Origin of the sequence: Kribbella sp. VKM Ac-2568 (assembly GCF_004345365.1) — a bacterium.
Classification (GTDB): Bacteria; Actinomycetota; Actinomycetes; order Propionibacteriales; family Kribbellaceae; genus Kribbella; species Kribbella orskensis.
In genome coordinates this window covers 16,459-33,379 of the sequence record NZ_SLVF01000015.1, presented here as the reverse complement: position 1 = coordinate 33,379, position 16,921 = coordinate 16,459, and the positions used below count along the sequence as shown (strand labels likewise).

The 16,921-nt window shown below is 66.4% G+C and carries 13 protein-coding genes and 1 pseudogene; 9 read left to right on the top strand and 5 right to left on the bottom strand.

Features of this window, described 5'->3' with window-relative positions:
* Positions 1–92 precede the first annotated feature (92 nt).
* Positions 93–2,267: an AAA family ATPase gene (locus tag EV648_RS34825; RefSeq protein ID WP_132299442.1), complete on the top strand. Its 2,175-nt coding sequence runs from the start codon at positions 93–95 to the stop codon at positions 2,265–2,267.
* 251 nt (positions 2,268–2,518) lie between these two features.
* On the opposite strand, the gene EV648_RS34820 is transcribed toward EV648_RS34825, so the two are convergent.
* The 4 genes from EV648_RS34820 to EV648_RS34805 all read right to left on the bottom strand — a co-directional run bounded on the left by EV648_RS34820 (position 2,519) and on the right by EV648_RS34805 (position 5,932).
* Positions 2,519–3,436, bottom strand: a complete 918-nt coding sequence (locus tag EV648_RS34820; protein ID WP_132299431.1) for a DUF4394 domain-containing protein — start codon at positions 3,434–3,436, stop codon at positions 2,519–2,521.
* A gap of 605 nt (positions 3,437–4,041) precedes the next feature.
* Positions 4,042–4,620, bottom strand: coding sequence for a dihydrofolate reductase family protein (locus tag EV648_RS34815; protein ID WP_132299429.1), 579 nt, complete (start codon positions 4,618–4,620; stop codon positions 4,042–4,044).
* A gap of 264 nt (positions 4,621–4,884) precedes the next feature.
* Positions 4,885–5,262 (bottom strand): YciI family protein, encoded by a 378-nt coding sequence (locus EV648_RS34810; RefSeq protein ID WP_132299427.1) that lies wholly within the window; start codon positions 5,260–5,262, stop codon positions 4,885–4,887.
* A gap of 397 nt (positions 5,263–5,659) precedes the next feature.
* Positions 5,660–5,932 carry a dihydrofolate reductase family protein gene (locus tag EV648_RS34805; RefSeq protein ID WP_241995904.1) on the bottom strand — a complete coding sequence of 91 codons (273 nt, stop codon included), beginning with the start codon at positions 5,930–5,932 and terminating at the stop codon, positions 5,660–5,662.
* A 117-nt stretch (positions 5,933–6,049) separates the two neighbouring features.
* Between EV648_RS34805 and EV648_RS34800 the strand changes: the two genes are divergently transcribed.
* A complete protein-coding gene (locus EV648_RS34800; RefSeq protein WP_132299425.1) occupies positions 6,050–8,395 on the top strand; it encodes an arylsulfatase in 2,346 nt (781 codons plus the stop codon).
* A 374-nt stretch (positions 8,396–8,769) separates the two neighbouring features.
* The gene (locus EV648_RS34795) at positions 8,770–9,318 is read left to right on the top strand and encodes a hypothetical protein (RefSeq protein ID WP_132299423.1); all 549 of its coding nucleotides are present in this window, start codon (positions 8,770–8,772) and stop codon (positions 9,316–9,318) included.
* 468 nt (positions 9,319–9,786) lie between these two features.
* On the opposite strand, the gene EV648_RS34790 is transcribed toward EV648_RS34795, so the two are convergent.
* Positions 9,787–10,482 (bottom strand): hypothetical protein, encoded by a 696-nt coding sequence (locus tag EV648_RS34790; RefSeq protein ID WP_132299421.1) that lies wholly within the window; start codon positions 10,480–10,482, stop codon positions 9,787–9,789.
* Positions 10,483–11,090: 608 nt separating this feature from the next.
* Between EV648_RS34790 and EV648_RS34785 the strand changes: the two genes are divergently transcribed.
* The 6 genes and pseudogenes from EV648_RS34785 (at position 11,091) to smpB (ending at position 16,768) form a co-directional block, all read left to right on the top strand.
* The gene (locus tag EV648_RS34785; protein WP_199234985.1) at positions 11,091–11,690 is read left to right on the top strand and encodes a hypothetical protein; all 600 of its coding nucleotides are present in this window, start codon (positions 11,091–11,093) and stop codon (positions 11,688–11,690) included.
* Between the two features lie 128 nt (positions 11,691–11,818).
* Positions 11,819–11,991: pseudogene (locus tag EV648_RS34780) on the top strand (transposase); the annotation flags it as partial.
* 276 nt (positions 11,992–12,267) lie between these two features.
* Positions 12,268–13,056 (top strand): DUF4239 domain-containing protein, encoded by a 789-nt coding sequence (locus EV648_RS34775; protein WP_132299417.1) that lies wholly within the window; start codon positions 12,268–12,270, stop codon positions 13,054–13,056.
* Positions 13,057–13,533: 477 nt separating this feature from the next.
* Entirely contained in the window at positions 13,534–14,619 is a 1,086-nt protein-coding gene (mraY, locus tag EV648_RS34770) for a phospho-N-acetylmuramoyl-pentapeptide-transferase (protein ID WP_132299720.1), read from the top strand.
* Between the two features lie 650 nt (positions 14,620–15,269).
* Positions 15,270–16,001: a phosphotransferase gene (locus EV648_RS34765; RefSeq protein ID WP_132299415.1), complete on the top strand. Its 732-nt coding sequence runs from the start codon at positions 15,270–15,272 to the stop codon at positions 15,999–16,001.
* A 287-nt stretch (positions 16,002–16,288) separates the two neighbouring features.
* Positions 16,289–16,768, top strand: a complete 480-nt coding sequence (gene smpB, locus EV648_RS34760; RefSeq protein ID WP_132299413.1) for an SsrA-binding protein SmpB — start codon at positions 16,289–16,291, stop codon at positions 16,766–16,768.
* Positions 16,769–16,921 lie beyond the last annotated feature (153 nt).

The following is a 16,921-nucleotide window of genomic DNA, read 5'->3' as shown; positions in this document are numbered from 1 at the left end:
CGGTGGGTGCCCGACGTGGTCCGCCTGCAGCTAGCCGAAGTGCCCGACGGGCGGAAAGGATTTCTGTGGCTCACCACACCCGGAGACCGCGTGTGCTCGACGTTCTCGCCGCCGACCAACCCTGGGAAGTGCCGGACGAGTGGCTGGCCGGTGTCCGTGGCCGACTCCAGGCCTGGGCCGAGGACCCGAACACGCTGCGGCCGGGTGCCTTGCCGGAATTCGTCGAGGGAACACCCGCGGCGGTGTGGTTCACCCATCAAGTCGCGCCGCTGCTCACCGGCTGGATCCCGGTGCTCCACGGCGAGTACGCCGACATTGCCGCCGTACTGACTCGGGACTTCCATCGGCCGCCGGTCCGGTTCGGCGGCGCCGGACACCTGATCCGGGTCGCGGCTACCGACTGGCCGCTGCAAACGGTCGCCGGCGCGCGGAGCTTCGACGCAGAGGGCCGCCTGCAGGCGCTGCAGCTGTCCCGCGACGTGGTGAGCCTGTTCGTCGATGCCCCGCCGATGGCAGCCCGCGCCCAGGCTCTGACCGCCGCGTATGACCGGGTGCTGGCCGACCGCGAGGCCACCCGGATGCACGTCGCCGCCGACTACGAGACGATCGTCCAGTTCTGGAGGACCGCCGTACTCAGCGACGCCGAGCGCGCAGTACTCCCGGAGCTGGCCGGCTCCTCGGCGGCCTTGCGGTACTCGCTCGACACGCTGCGGGACGCGCACGCCAAGCTGTCGGCGGCGATTGCGGACGACGACGCGCGGGACTTCGCGCAACTGCTGGCCCGCCTGATCCGTGCCACCGGGCTCGACGGCCAACCGGCGGCCGTGGGCCAGATCCTCGGCGTCGCCGGCTGGGACGTCGAACACGCCCTCGCCGACCTAAGGGGCGGCTTCGACCGGGACAGCTGGCTGACCCGCAACACTGAATGGCTGGCCCGCGCGGTAGCCCAGGACCAGCAGGTACTCGCGCGATCCTGGGCCGCCGCGGCCACCCGCGTGTCGGTCCACCTGGCCGGCGTCCTCGAGAAGGCGCCGTGGCCGGAACCGGAGATCCCAGACCTGGGCGCGCTCTTCCAGCTCCTAGAGCGGGAGCGCTTCGCACCGGTGGACGTGCCCCTGCTCAGTACTGCGGAACGCGCCGCGCCGGCGTTCCGCAGTACAGGCACCGTTTCCGGTGGAACGGAGCAGTCGGCAGTGCCGACTCCGCTCAAGCTTGCCTGGAGCTCCGACCAGGCAGCGGGCTCCGCCGATCCGCTGCCCGAGGCCGAGCCTGCGGTCACCGACGTGCTCGAGCCAGCGACCGAGGCCGCGCCTGCTGCCGCCTCTGTTGCCGCGACCGGGAACCGGCTGGCGGCTGGCGAGTCGGCGATCCAGCCGGCGGCCGACGAGTCTGCGGTCCCGAAGCCGGTGGTCCCCCGCGACGGCGCGCTCGCCGAACTGGAAGCGCTGGTGGGACTGGAGTCGGTCAAGGAGTCGGTCCGCCGGATGGTGGCCGAGATCAAGACCAACCAGCGCCGCAAGGAGCTCGGCCTGCCGACCCAGGACCGGGCCCGGCACATGGTGTTCGTCGGCAAGCCCGGCACCGCCAAGACCACCATCGCGCGGTTGCTCGCCCGGATCTACCAGGAGCTGGGCGTGCTCGAGAAGGGCCACGTGGTCGAGGTCGACCGGTCCGACCTGGTCGGTCCCAGCGTCGGTTCCACCGCGCCGATGACGGCGGCCAAGTTCCGCGAGGCACTCGGCGGGGTGCTGTTCGTCGATGAGGCCTACACCCTTGTCCCGGAGAACATTCCGGGCGATTACGGCCTCGAAGCCGTCGCCACGCTGCTGAAGATGATGGAGGACAACCGCGACGAGTGCGTCGTGATCGTCGCCGGGTACCACCGCGAGATGCAGCGGTTCATGGAGTCGAACACCGGGCTGGCGTCGCGGTTCCCGAAGCTGCTGTCCTTCAGCGAGTACGACACGGACCAACTCGTCGCCATCTTCGAGCTCCAGGCCCGTCAGAAGGGAATGATCCACAGCGCCGACGTACTGGCCGTGGTACGCCGGATCATCCCGGCTGCTCCCCGCGCCCACAACTTCGGCAACGGCCGGTTTATCCGGAACGTGCTGGAGGAAGCCATCTCCAACCAGGCGACCCGGCTCTCGATGCGCGACCCGGACACCCTGACCGAGCGCGACCTACGCGAACTCCTCCCCGAAGACATCAAGCCGGCCGCCTCCATGCACGCCGAGGACTACCTCCTCCAGAGACCAGGAACCTGACTCCCCCGGCTTGAGCTCCCACTGCTGATGGCCGACCTGGTGACCACTCACGTTGCCTCGGGCAACATGCCAGGAGGACGCCGTACCGCGCCCGCTTGCGGCTGGCCGACGGGCGACCTGCTCGAGAGTCTCCTGATCGGTCACCCCGGCGGCAGCTTCGACGGCTGGGGTGGCTTGCAGAAAGAAGCCCTGGTCAGCAGGGCCGCCGGCCAGGCTCCGGTGGTGGAACACCGGAGCCTGGCCGCGCAGGACTATCGGCCGAGCGGAACGGCCAGGTCGACGACCTGCAGGTTGCTCGGGAACGATCCGAGCCGGGTGGCCTTACCGGTGGTCAGGCCGATGTCGTACAGCCGTGTGCGGCCACCGGTGTTCAGTACTGCGAGACCGCGGTTGTCGGTGCCCCGCATGTAGATGTCGAATCCGGCCCACTGGTTGGCGTCGACAGTGAGCTTGCCGGTGGGCGCGAGCAGTCCGGCGTTCGCCGGCGACTGGATTACGACCTGGTCGAGCATGGTGTCGATGTCGTACAGCGTGGTCGCGGTGTTCGGGTCGAGGTCGTTGTTCGTGTACGCCGCCGCCGTCACCTGGGACGCCGTAGTCGGAGGAGCAGGCGGCACGCCTGGGTAGGCCAGCGCGCCGTCGGTGGCGGTCATGCCCGCCGCCGGCGTACCGGCGGGGTCGTCGAGGTTGTGGCGCAGGTTCTGGCCGGTATCGCTGATCACGCGCAGCCGGTTCGCGGCCGGGTTGAAGTCCACCCCGAAGTTCTGGCCGACCAGCGGGACGGTGAGCTGCGAGACCTTGGTGGCCGAGCCGAAGTCGCCCCCGGTGCTGATCGTGTAGATGCCGCCGCGGTCGCCGACGCCGTACAGTTTCCGGTTCTGGACCCGGTAGTCGATGCCGACCAGGCCCTGGTCGTTCTTCAGTCCCTGGACCCGGGCCGAACGCCGGATCCGGTCGGTCGAGGCGCTGCTGAACTTCACCAGCCGGCCCTTGTCGGTCAGGCCGACCACATCGAAGCCCTTGGGCCGGGCCGTCGCAGGCGCGGTCGCGGACAGCCTGTCGCCGGCCGCCGCCTGCGTCCCGCCGCTGAGGGCCAGGGCCGTCGCGGGCAACGCGATCGTAGCCACCGTCGCGGCGACGACGAGGAACTGTCGTCGTGGTTGGTACATGGTGATTCACCTCTCGGTCGCGGCGCCGATCCGCCCCTCGCGGCCCGGTCGCCGAGCGAGAGCCGCCGGTGGGCCCAGCTCCGGCGACGTCTCAACCCCCTCTTCGTCGCCACCGGCCGATCGGATGTGCGCAGCCACTCTCCCGCCCAACAAACACCGACGTCACCAGTCCTCAGGCGCTAGGCACTGGCCGAGACGCCGAACTCCTCGTGCTCGTCACACCACGCGGCCTGTCGGTCCGATCTTCGATGTACTTGCTCCCCGGCAATGACACGCAACCACACCCGCTCCCACGGCCACCTCCGCGCTGACACCACTTGCTTCCGGTGAGCGGGCGACGGAGGAGCCCGCGACTCAGGCTGGGTGGCGCGCGTCGTACTAGATGGGGCGGGTGGGACTCGAACCCACGATCGAGGGATTTAGGAGAGCCATGGCAACACCACCGCTGGACAACGTTGGACTCCGTTAGTCCGGCGTCTCACCCCATCTCGCCCTCTGCCGGCGCCGTTTGACACCATTTCGCGTCACGAACCGAGTCACGTCGCAACGAGCTGTGTCGACGTCAGGCCAGAGCTTTCCTGGCTGCCGGCTCTGCCGAGTTGGACCTAAACATGCAGGGTGGGCCGGTAGATGAGCTCCTGGATGTTGCCGTCGAGCGTCCGGCTCTCGATCAACTCGAGATCGAAATCGGCCGCACCCTGGAAGATCGGATCCACCCCGGTCTGACCGGTGATCACAGGAAAGATCGTCACCTGGACACGATCGACCAGACCAGCCGCCATCAGCGCCCGGTTCATCGACAAGCTGCCGTGCGAGCGCAACGGCACCTCGGACTCCTCCTTGAACCGGGCGACGACCTCGACGGCGTCACCGCTCACGAGGGTCGCGTCCGGCCAGTCGAGGGGTCGCTGCAGTGTCGTCGACACTACCGTTGCCGGCAGGTCCCTCATCCGGGTGACCCATGGGTCACGCACCTCGGACTCCTCGGTGCTCGAGGCCAACATCCCCACGAACGCCCGATACGTGTTGGCCCCGAAGACCATCCGCTGCTCCGCGCCGTACACGGCGAGGCGATGGTCAAGCAACTCGGGGCCTTGCTTACCCCAGTAGCCGCCCCAGTTGGCGCTGGCGGCGCCGAAGCCGTCGAGGCTGGAAAAGACGTCGAAGGTGTAAGTAGCGGCCATGGTGCTCTCCTTGAGTACGGTGGCGCGCCCCTCGTGGGCGGCCGCTCACTCCTGCTACGAACACACCGACCCCGCTCCGACACCACCTCCCCGACTTCTTACGAGGACTTTCTGGTACGCCGGAGGTGACTATCCGGCCGCGAGACGGTTTCGGAGCGCAGCGTGCCCGGACATCGGGGTCTCGTCGAGGGTCGATGGGAACTGGCAGGAACGGGAGTTCGATGCACCGGGAGTTGCGACAAAATCGCGCACCTTACTCCCCCTTCAGGCGATGGTGTCGGTTTCGTTGGTCCCGACGGAACGGGGGAACCGGTGCACCTCTTGCGGCCAATCAAGCGCGACGGCGATCCGGCCGGCCCAGTACCGCGCGGCAGCGTCATCCGCAACCTCGACCACGGCGAAGCCGCCCAGGTGCTCCTTGGACTCGACGTACGGCCCGTCGGTGAAGACCGGCTCCCCGTCTCGCGCCGTGACGCTGCACACCGCGGTCGAGGCGTCGAGACCCCCGTTACTGAAGACGAAGACACCGGCGGCCTTCATCTCCTCGATCACGGGCCTCACGGAGGTGGACTTCTCGCGCACCTCCTCCAACGTGAAGTCGGGCACCCACTCGTCGTTGAAAGTGATCAGATACTCCGCCACTGTCGTCTCCTCTCAGGCCAAAACGAGGGTCATCTAATGTCTCCTCGGCTGCGGCGGCCAAGGCGGCCCCCGCACACCAACTCCACGAACGGCAGCGCTCTGATCCGACACCATCCCGGACACCAATTCAAGACGGTCCCGGGCGGATTGGTCGAGGGCGCTCATCCGAGCGCACCAGCCCAATCTGGGGATCACGCAACAGCCGAGGCACCAAGCCCGGAACACCATCCAACTCGCACCCCATCAGCGTGGAATCCTCCGCTTGACGCAGGAAAGCTGTGGGACTGCGGCGACATGGCAACGACCGCCCTACAGGAAAGCCGGTGGCTGGCCATCAAAGCCGCGCTGGAGCCGGGCAGCAACTGAAGACGACAGTGTCAGCGGCAGCGCGGCCAGGTCAGATGCGTACCCCGTAGCGGAGGTGAACGACACCGCTTTTGAAGCGGTGCTCGTCCAGGAGCTCGAGTTGGACGCGTACGCCGTCCGGCAGGGCGCGCTTTCCGCCGCCGACGACAATCGGGCCGAGGAACAGGTGGCATTCGTCGACCAAGCCTGCGGCCATCGCCTCGCCGGCGAGCTCTGCACCGCCAATCGTGATGTCGTCGGCGCTGGGGGTCAGCTTGGGAGGCATGTCCCACGGCAGCGGCTGTGCCCTCGTCGGCGGTCTCACCCCCGAAGGATGAGGACCGGCACCGGGCCGGCAACGAGACTGGCGTCAGCAGGACGCGGCGGCCCGCGCCGGGCTTCGGCGTCGTTAACAGGCGTTGCGCGAGGGGAGAGGGCCGGCGTGAGCAAGCCGTTCCGAGGAAAGATCGACATTGACATCAAGGATTCGGTTCCCGATTGGCAGCCGTACACTCAGCCGATCGCGGCGGATGGCTCCCCGAATGTGTTGTACGTCGTGCTGGACGATGTGGGTTTCTCGGCGATGGAGCCGTTCGGAGGTCTGATCGAAACGCCGAACGTCGGGCGGATCGCTCAGCAGGGGCTGACGTACACGAACTTCCACACGACCGCGCTCTGCTCCCCTACCCGTTCTTGCCTGATGACGGGGCGCAACCACACCACCAACGGCATGGGCTGCATCACAGAGGCGACGTCCGGGTTCCCGAACGCTAACGGTCACATCCCGTTCGAGTGCGCGAATATCGCTGAGGTGCTGGGCGAGCAGGGCTGGAACACGTTCATGGTCGGCAAGTGGCACCTGTGTGCCGAGGACGAGATGAACCTCGCCTCGTCGAAGCGGCAATGGCCGCTCGGCCGGGGGTTCGAGCGGTATTACGGCTTCCTCGGTGGCGAAACGAACCAGTGGTATCCCGACCTGGTCTACGACAACCACCCGGTGCCTCAGCCGGCGCTGCCGGAGGACGGCTACCACTTGACGGTCGACCTGACGGACAAGGCGATCGAGTTCATCCAGGATTCAAAGGCGATCGCACCGGACAAGCCGTTCTTCCTCTACTACTGTCCCGGCGCGGCCCACGCACCGCATCACGCGCCGAAGGAGTGGGCCGACAAGTACCGGGGCCGCTTCGACATGGGATATGAGGCGTACCGCGAAGGCGTGTTCGAGCGGCAGAAGGCCATGGGCATCCTGCCCGAGAGCGCTGAGCTGTCGCCGATCAACCCGTACGCGGAGACGACGAGCCACGACGGCAAGCCCTGGTCCGAGGTCGACCGGGTCCGGCCGTGGGACTCGCTCTCCGACGCGGAGCAGCGGCTGTTCGCCCGGATGGCGGAGGTGTACGCCGGTTTCCTCAGCCACGCCGACCACGAGCTGGGCAGGCTGCTCGACTACCTGGAGGGCACCGGCCAGCTCGACAACACCATCGTCGTACTCGTCTCCGACAATGGCGCCTCGGGCGAGGGCGGCCCGAATGGCTCGGTCAACGAGAACAAGTTCTTCAACGGTGTCCCCGACACGACCGAGGAGAACCTGAAGGCGCTGGACCAGCTCGGTGGGACTGAGACGTACAACCACTATCCGACGGGTTGGGCCTGGGCCTTCAACACCCCGTTCAAGATGTGGAAGCGCTACGCGAACTACGAGGGCGGCACGGCCGACCCACTGATCGTCTCGTGGCCGCGCGGTTTCACCGCGACCGCCGAGACGCGCCGTCAGTACACCCACGCCATCGATATCGTGCCGACCCTGTACGAATGCCTCGGAGTCGAGCTTCCCGACGTCGTCAACGGATACACGCAGAAGCCGTTGGAAGGCACCAGCTTCCGGTACACCTTCAACGACGCGACCGCAGCGACCCAGAAGGAGACGCAGTTCTACTCCATGCTCGGGACGCGGGCAATCTGGCACCAGGGCTGGAAGGCCGCCACCGCGGTACCGGCCGCGCCCGAGTCGTGGGGCGACTTCCATCTGCAACGGTGGGAGCTGTTCGACACCCAGGCGGATCCGAGCGAATGCGAGGATCTTGCCGACAAACAGCCGGGGAAGTTGCAGCAGCTCGTCGCACTGTGGTGGGCCGAAGCCGGACGCCTCCAGGCCCTCCCACTCGAGTCTCGCGGCGCTGTGGAGATTCTCACCACCGAGCGCCCCCAGCTGTCGAAGCCGCGGACCCGCTACGTCTACCACGCGGGTGGCGCGGAAATTCCCGAGTCAGTCGCCCCGAACATCCGCAACCGCTCATACACCGTCGCTGCGGAGCTTGAAGTCACGACGCCGGAGGCCGGCGGTGTGATCTTCTCGCAAGGCTCGAGGTTCGGTGGTCACGCCCTCTACCTCAACGAAGGCAAACTCCGCTACGTCTACAACTGGGTCGGCGAGCTGGTGCAGACCATCGAATCCGATGAGATGATCCCGGCCGGTCACGTAGTTGTCTCTGCCTCGTTCGAGAAGGACGGCAATGCAATGCCCGCCGAGGGCGTGCTCAGTCTCTACATCCAGGACCGCAAGGTCGGCGAGGGACGGATTCGGACTCAACCCGGAAAGTTCGGGCTCGGCGGCGGAGGGCTCGTCGTCGGCCGATCGGGAGCCGAACCGGTCACCGACGACTTCCCCGGTGAACGGCCCTGGCCATTCGTCGGCGCCACTGTCAAGCGGGTCGTCATCGACGTCAGCGGCGCGGCTTTCGCGGATCTCGCTCTCGAGGCGCGGGCTGCGTTCGCACGGCAATAGAAGGCGGGGCCAAGCTGCTCCATCCTGAACTATCGAGCTCGTGATCGCGTAGTCAACCGCGCACTCACGACGGCCGTCACCTCACCCCCACAGGTGGCGGAAGAGCAGCTGGTAGCTCTGGCAAAGGTTCTCGGGACCTGGTTCACCGTCAGGTGCTTGGCGGTGAAGCGATCTTCCAGCGCGCGGTACGGGTCAAGGGGCGAGCGTGCTCATCGCTTGCGACGATCATCCGTCCTGGATGACGCGCAAACGTGACGCCCGCAGCAGTGTGGGGTGCAGCCAATGGATTCCTCCTGACAGTGCTCACGGACCGCAACCCGAGATGACTTTGCGGCTTTGAGCGGGTACTCAGGAGAAGAGAGGGAGAGTGGAACATGGCAATCGGGCCAGTACAGCTCATCGTGCTGGGATTCCGGCACCCTGAATTCCACGGTGAGATCATCGCCGAACTCGAAAGGCTCCGGTCGAGCGACACCGTCCGCGTGATCGACTCGTTGGCGGTCTACAAGAGCGCGGACGGCGACCTGGAGGCGGAGCATCTCAGCAACCTGTCCGAGCAGGAAGCGGTCGAGCTGGGCAGCAAGATCGGGGCGCTGATCGGCCTGGGCTTCGAGGGCGAGGAGGGGATGGCGGCTGGCGCGGAAGCCGGCGCCGAAGCGGTTGCCGAGCAGGGCGGTGTGGGCGCGTTGACCGGGGAGGATGCCTGGGATGTGCTTGAGGACATCCCGAACGACTCCGCCGCGGCGCTCATCCTGCTGGAGCACCACTGGGCTGTGCCGCTCCGGGACGCCATTGCCCGTGCCGGGGGGTTCCGAATCAGCGACGGTTTCATCAGCCCACTGGACCTCGTCGAGATCGGGCTGGTGGCGGCTGAGGAAGCCAAGGAACTGCACGAGATGGAAACAGCGGCCGCCACCCGCTGACCGTGCGGCCGACGTTCGCCAGCGCACAGGGAGGAGGTAGACCGGATGTTTGGATCACGCAGGGTCGCACGCCGAACCGGGCGTCGCACCGCGCGGCGTGTCTCCCGTCGCAGGTAACGGCTCACAGCGAGTGGCCCCCCAAACCAGCGGGGGCCGCTGGCCAACGTGCGCCCGGGCGAACTACCCGGGCGGCACTCGCATGCCATGGTTCGTGCCATGAAATCAGGTCCAACAGCGTGGCTCCAGTTCCCCAGGGGGCAGCAGCAGAAGTCGTGCAGCCCGGAGTCAGCCGGAGTGGCAGGTGCCATGGCCCTCATAATCCTGTGCCTGCAGTCAACCTCGACTGTCTGCGGCAAACTCTCGCCGCTGCGAAACACTGGCTGAAAAGCTGGATCACCACGACAGACCGCGTCGCGGGCGCGCTGACGCACGTCGCACCAACTACCGGATCTGGCTGACCATCCTCCGTCAGCGGGGTCGCGGCTGCTGCGCGATGAGGACCACCGCAGTCACGAGCATCACGGCACCGACCGAGGCCAGGACGACGCGCACCTGCCTGGCCTTGAACGTGCTACCAATCCCTACCAAGAACAGCACCGTGGCCAGCAGCACCGTGATCCGGACGTAGTTGTCAGCAACACCTGCTGACTGGTAGCCGCTGGCGGTGGCCGCGTCGGCGCCTCGATCAAGCTGGTCGGCTTGGTCCTTCTCCGGCTGTCGGTAGTCCGGCATGTAGGTCGGACCCGGCGGGGCTGACGGATTATGGTCGGGGTCCGTCGCCCGCCAAGCATCGAACGCGACCCGGAATCCCGGCCGGAACCGGCGCTCGGCGATCGCCATCTTCTCGGGGTTGCCGAGCGTGTTGGCGATGAACCAGGCGTTGAACGTGCTTGCGTCGAAGTTGCGGTTCTCGGCGGCGACAGCAAAGGCTCGGTTCGCCTCGATGCGCAGCGCGGATCCATGCGCGAGGTCCAGACGGGACTCGGTGCCCCATTTGGCTGCGGAGTAGCCCGCCCAGGCAGTCACGATTGTGACGACCGACAGGAGCACAGCCTCCACCACGGCAATGACCTCACGACGGTGCTCGCCGTGCGCGCCCTGCTCGGCATGCCGATGGTGCTCGAGCTCTTTGGCCGACTCGGACGGCGTCAAACCCTCAGCCACGATCGCCCGAAACGCTGACGGCGATCGTCACGGCAAGCCAGACAATGGACATGACTTCGACGTTGCCAGCACCTGAGTCCGCCTGGCATCACCCGTAGGGTATGACTCAGCCGGTACGGGCCGGATCTGGCTGATCACCGATCACGCCCGACCCTGCAGCGTCACCCCTGCGCGCAGCCGGCGACGAAGATCTCAGGCCGCGTGGTCGACCGGCGACCGGCGGGGCCAGCGATCACCCGCAGTCCAGACCCACCGCAGGCTCGCTGAGGTCTCCCATAGTCGGCACATCGCACACCGTCGCCATACCTCACAGTCTCGTGCCGCCGCTTCCACGAGCTGAGTCCGGACACGAGGAAGACGAGCAGCATTCCGTCTCCCCCGTCGGCCGGACATCGGCGGACCGTTGCCTCTGAAGGCCGCTTCGGCGTAGCTTGACGAACGGGGGGGCACATGGTTCGGTCACGTGGGTTTGTCTGGCTTGTTGGGCTTCACGAAGCCTCCCTGCTGACTGCACAGGCAGGGCCGATGTGAACGCCAGGGCGCCGAGGCTGGAGGCACGATTCTGGCGAAGTCGACGGTCAGCAGCCGTCGCAGGGATCGTGTTTGGGGTGCTGCTCCTGGCAGCGTTGACGATGGTCCGCATCGCACTTTCCGCGGACAGCCTTCAGTCGCTCGAATCCGACGCAGCGCGACGGAGGCTGATCCAGATCAGTCTCCAGCTCGTGCCGTTTGCCGGAATCGCCTTTCTGTGGTTCATCGGCGTCGTTCGTGATCAGCTCGGCGACGTCGAGGACCGACTGTTCTCCACCGTCTTCCTGGGCAGTGGGCTTCTCTTCCTGGCCATGCTCTTCATTGGCGCTGTCACGGCGTCCAGCATGACGGCGATGCTCGCGGGATCGGACGTCAACGCCGACGTCTGGGCGTACGGCCGCACCAGCACGCAGGCGCTCATTTCCGTCTACGCCATGCGCATGGCCGCAGTGTTCACCCTCTCGGTGAGTACCGTGGGTCTGCGCACTTCAGCCTTCCCCCGGTGGGTGGCAATCCTCGGCTATCTCGTCGCGGTGGTGCTGCTGGTGGCCGCCGGTGAACACCGATGGACCCAACTAGCCTTTCCCGCTTGGGTTCTCCTCGTCAGCGTGGTCATTCTCTTCACCCGCCCGCCAACCCGTGAAGTCGCCGCTGAACAGACGGACACCCCGTCATGATGGTGTCCCACTACCGCCTCGCCATGTGGGCTCGTAGTTTGGACTCGGGGTCTTCGATGAGGTCGCCGCTGACGTCCACCGTCGCCCTGTGGAGGATGCCGGTGATGCGGTCGCCACAGTGACAGCGAGGCCTAGTGAAGGCTGTCTTGGAGCGGGGTTTGGCCGCCGAGCTGAGCGATCATCTGGGCTATGACAAGGGCGACCCGGCCGGTCGGGCGTGCCGAACTCTTGCAACGGCAGCACGCCGAGGACGCTGCAGACCGAGGTCGGTCCGGTGGGTTTGGACACGCCGTGGGACCGGGTGCCCAGGTCGCTGAACAACGCGGATCGACTACACATCGCGTGGCATTGGTAGACGATCTGCAACCACCCCGGTCGTGGCGGCTGCAGGTCAGGAGGGTGCGTACTCCGGGGGCGCTATCGTCTGCGTGCGGACCCTCCTCACACGTGCTTATCGGACGAGGCGGCATGCAGGTCTCGGCGATCTGCATCACCCCAACCAGATGAGGCGATTTCCGCTACTGCGGGCTTGACTGGTCCCACGAACATTCTGGTCTCCATCCTCATCGTTGTCGCGGTGACCGTCCTGGCCATCGCGGGCATGCTGGTTGTGCGCCGTCATGCGCCGGACGGCAGTTTCTTCCACGACGGGGACCGCGCGGCAGGCGTGTTCGGCGTACTGGCCACCGGCTTCGCAGTCCTGTCGGGTTTCGTCGTGTTCCTGGCCTTCACCAGCTACGACACCGCCCGCACGGGGGCGGAGCGGGAGGCGCTGATCGTCTCCCAGCAGGTCGAGACCGCGCAGTTCTTTCCGGAACCTGTCCGCATAGAGCTGACCAATGATCTCGTCTGCTACGCCCGCTCGGTGGCCGGGGTCCAGTGGGACCGGATGCAGGCCGGCACGCTGGGCGAGGAGCTGAACCCCTGGGCCGGCGAGATGTTCCAGACGCTGCAGACGGTCAAGCCGAGCAGTGCGACCGAGCAGTCGGCCTTCGACATCTGGCTGAGTCAGCGACAGACTCGCGAGGAGGCCCGCGGCGACCGCTTACACGGTGCCGTCGGAGTGATCCCGGCCCCGCTGTGGGTGGTGCTGTTCTTCGTGTCGGGCCTCATCCTCTTGTACATGCTCTTCTTCGCCGACAGTGGCGAACGGCCAGTGGTCCAGGCCCTCCTCGTGGGCACGGTGGCCTCCGTCGTCACATCGCTGCTCTTGCTGCTGGGCGCGCTCAACCAGCCATTCCATGAGGGCTTCGGTGGCCTTCGGCCCGTGGCCATGCAGCGAACGCTGCAGATCATCGACGAGGAGCTCGTGGTAGCCAACCAGAACGTGTCTCCTCCCTGCGACGCCCGCGGGAACCCGCTGTAGGCGTCCGCGATGACCTGGTTGCGACGGTGAACGGCAGAAGGCCGCACGCGCACGCTCGCCCCGCGCGCCGAAGGCGCGCCTTGATCCACAAGAGCTCACCTCGGCAAAGACGGAGTCGAACCGATGACCTCCTCATTACGAGGAGGACGCTCAGCGTCGCATTCGCCCTCCAGCAGCGCTTCTAGCAACACGAACACCCGCACCACACTCGAATTCCACCATGAGTTTTCCAGGGGTTCGCACCACGTCCTGCACCACGGCCGCGGCCGACGAGTCAGCGCCGCCCCTCCGATTGATCGTCCGCTACTCGAAGGCCGGCCTCTGGCCTAGTTCGACCCAGGTCGCGGCCTGCCTGGACCTGCATCTTCGCTATGTTTGACCGATTTGCCGATTCTTGTAACCCAGAATGGGCGGCGAGACGACTCCCTCTTGCCTCGAAGGGATCGACCACCCGAATGGCCGAGAGGGCTCAACGTTATGCCGGCAATACTCCTGAGCGGCGCGCTGGCGACGGTCTGCTCGTTGCTGGGGACCCGGATCGCTATCGGATGGTTCGCCCGTCACGGCTTCGGCCAGCCGATCAGGCACGACGGACCGACGACACATCATGTCAAGCGGGGTACACCGACCATGGGCGGTCTCGTGATCCTGCTGAGTGCCACTGCGGCATATCTGACGGCAACGATCTTGACCGGCGGGTGGCCGAGTGCCAGCGCTTGGCTCCTGATGTTGCTGTTCTTCGGCTGCGGGGTAGTGGGGTTCCTCGACGACTTCATCAAGGTCTATACCCAGAACAACCAGGGTCTGAGTAGTCGGGCCAAGATGGCGGGTCAGACGCTGGTCGCGCTCGTCTTCGGGGTCCTGTCCACGCAATTCTTCGCCGACGAGCGCGGTGTCAGGCCGGCGTCGCAGTACATCTCCACCACTCATGACTGGGGGATCAAGCTGCCCCTGATCGTGGTCCTGCTATTGATCTGGTTCATCGTCACCGCGACCTCCAACGGCGCCAACCTCACTGATGGTGCCGACGGGCTGCTCGCCGGCGCCTCGGCGTTGATCTTCGGCGCGTACACCATCGTGAACATCTGGCAGAACAACCAGCTGTGCGACTCCTCGCGGCCCACTGTGGTGGAGTCACAGTGCTACCAGGTGCGCGACCCTCTCGACCTCGCGGTCTTCGCGGCCGCCATCGCTGCAGCTTGTATCGGCTTCCTTTGGTGGAACGCCAAGCCCGCACGGATCATCATGGGCGATGTCGGCTCCCTCGCCATCGGTGGCGCCTTGGCCGGGCTGGCAATCATGTCTCGAACCGAGCTCCTGATGGTCGTCGTCGCCGGACTGTTCGTACTCGAGACCATGTCCGTGCTACTGCAAATGATCTGGTTCAAGCTGACCAAGCGACTCACGGGCACGGGGCGTCGCATCTTCCGAATCGCTCCCATTCACCATCACTTCGAACACCTGGGATGGGACGAGGTCACCGTAGTGATCCGCTTCTGGATCGTCGCCGGCATCTTCGTCGCGACCGGGCTCGGGATCTTCTATGCCTCTTGGCTTGCCTGAGCCCCAAGAGCAATTGAGTTCAGTCTCAAACGGCCTCGAGGACGAAGAAGAGGAAGCACATGAACGACTGGCCTACTTCCAAGTGGCGCCACATGAACTGGCCTCTGACCTGGGGGTTTGGATGGAGCCGCCTATCGGAATCGAACCGACGAGCTTCTCAACACGAGGAGGAACGGCACCGTCGCATAGGCTCTCTACCAGCGCTTTTAGCAACACGGCCGCCCGCAGCGAGCGCGAGATTCCCCATGCGCATCCGTCGTTCGTGGCACGAGTCATGCCATGCATCTCGACCACCCTAGGCCGCGGCTCTCGCCTGGTTGGGCCCGACCAGGCGCACCGGCCGCCGGCCTTCTGATCCGTAGTCGAGTTTGAACCATGGCAGATGAGTGCGGCTATTGGCCGTTTCTCAGTCCAGGCTGGTCATGGTGGCGTAGACAGGTTCCAGATCTCCGGAGCGACTGCGGCGTAGCGCTCGATGGGCCGCACTGTCTGTGCGTCAACCACTGGACAAAGGCCTCGTACGTCTTCGCCTTCACGTCCTCGGGCCCACGACAGGCACTCCGCGTAGATGACACCGCAGGGAGGCAAATTAAGCAGGTGCGGACTTCTACTGAGAACAGTGATGTTCGTAGCCCCGTAAGGTGTGGCCAGTGGGGTGGGAGTCACTCGGGCAGTGGGGTGAAGACGTCGCTCGCATCGAACCGCTCGCTGGCGGAGTCGCCAACGACGTGTGGAGCGTGCGCGTCAACGGGCACCTCGCGGTCGGTCGTCTCGGCGCCAGGAGCGACGCTGATCTCGCGTGGGAGACCGAGCTCCTCCAACACCTCGACCGTGGAGGTCTGACCGTGCCGGTGCCGATCCCGACTACCGACGGCCGGCTATTCGCCGACGGTCTGGTGGTGATGACCTACCTGGATGGCGGACCGCCCGAGACGCAGGCCGACTGGCGTCGCGTGGCTGGCACGCTCCGCGAGCTGCATCGGTTGACACAGGGTTGGCCGCAGCGCCCAGGCTGGCGATCGTCGACCGACCTCCTGCACTCCGAGACCGGGACGAAGATCGACCTCGGCGCGATGCCCCCTGAGAGCGTTGCTCGATGCCGAGCAGCGTGGGCGCGGCTCACCGGACGTCAGACATGCGTCGTCCACGGCGACGCCAACCCTGGCAACGTCCGCATGACCGCGAATCAGGTCGCACTGATCGACTGGGACGAGTCGCACGTCGACGTCCCCGACCTCGACCTCGTGCTGCCCGACAACGCTGCCGGCCTCGACGACGGAGCGCACGACATCGCCGCGCAAGCGTCGGCCGCATGGGAAGCCGCCGTCTGCTGGGACGACGAGTACGCAGTCAAGCGGCTCGCCGAAGTTCGAGCGGTCTGAGAACGCGTTCGAGGAGTGGGGTTATTGGCGGTCGAGTGCGCACATCTGCCGCAGCCATCGCGGCCCAGATGTCTGCGGCTCGTCGCTGTAGGTGACCGGCGCAAGGCTCGTGCGGCGTCGTAACCCCGGCCGGCCGCTTACAGTGCCGCAGCGCAACCTCGAAGGGGTCCTCGCGCGTGAGCTGGCGCACCACTTGGCCCTGCCACAGAGGGTCTCGCTGCTCGGCCAGGGCAGCCAGCTCGGCCTCAGGTGGCGCGCAGGTAGGGCTGTCGAGGCAGAATCACCGTGTGAAGAAGCCCGAGGCCGACCCCGTGGTCGCGCGTAACCGCAAGGCTGCCCACGACTACCATCTGGGCGAGTCCTGGGAGGCAGGGATCGTGCTGCAGGGTGCGGAGGTGAAGGCGCTCCGTGCCGGGCGGGCGTCCCTGGTCGGCGGCTTCGCCGCTGTCGAGGACCGGGAGATCTGGCTGCACGGCGTGCACATCCCGCAGTACTCCCAGGCCCGCTGGTTCAACGACGGCTCACGCCGCAAACGGAAGCTGCTGCTGCATCGTGCCCAGATCGACAAGATCGAGCGCAAGGTCAACGAAAGCGGGCTGACGATCGTCCCAGTGACCCTCTACTTCAAGGACGGACGCGCGAAGGTCGAGATCGCCCTGGCCCGCGGCAAGAAGACCTGGGACAAGCGGCACGCACTCGCCGAGCGCGAGGCGAGCCGGGAGGCCGAGCGTGCGGTCAGCCGCCGGCTGAAGGGTCGCCCGGACTGATTCAGCGGTGCGGACGATCGCGCCCATGAGGTCGTGCAGCTCCGGTACACGGTTCGGTTGCCGCGGCGGAACACCGTGCCGTGCCTGGAAGACGTGCGTGACACCTTCCAGGTGATGTTTCGGCGCATCGGAAACGGATGAGCGCGGATGCCG

Coding starts and splice junctions, on each gene's coding strand:
- mraY (WP_132299720.1), top strand. CDS start 13,534: ATGCCGGCAATACTCCTGAGCGGCGCGCTGGCGACGGTCTGCTCGTTG.
- EV648_RS34815 (WP_132299429.1), bottom strand. CDS start 4,620: ATGGCCGCTACTTACACCTTCGACGTCTTTTCCAGCCTCGACGGCTTC.
- EV648_RS34795 (WP_132299423.1), top strand. CDS start 8,770: ATGGCAATCGGGCCAGTACAGCTCATCGTGCTGGGATTCCGGCACCCT.
- EV648_RS34820 (WP_132299431.1), bottom strand. CDS start 3,436: ATGTACCAACCACGACGACAGTTCCTCGTCGTCGCCGCGACGGTGGCT.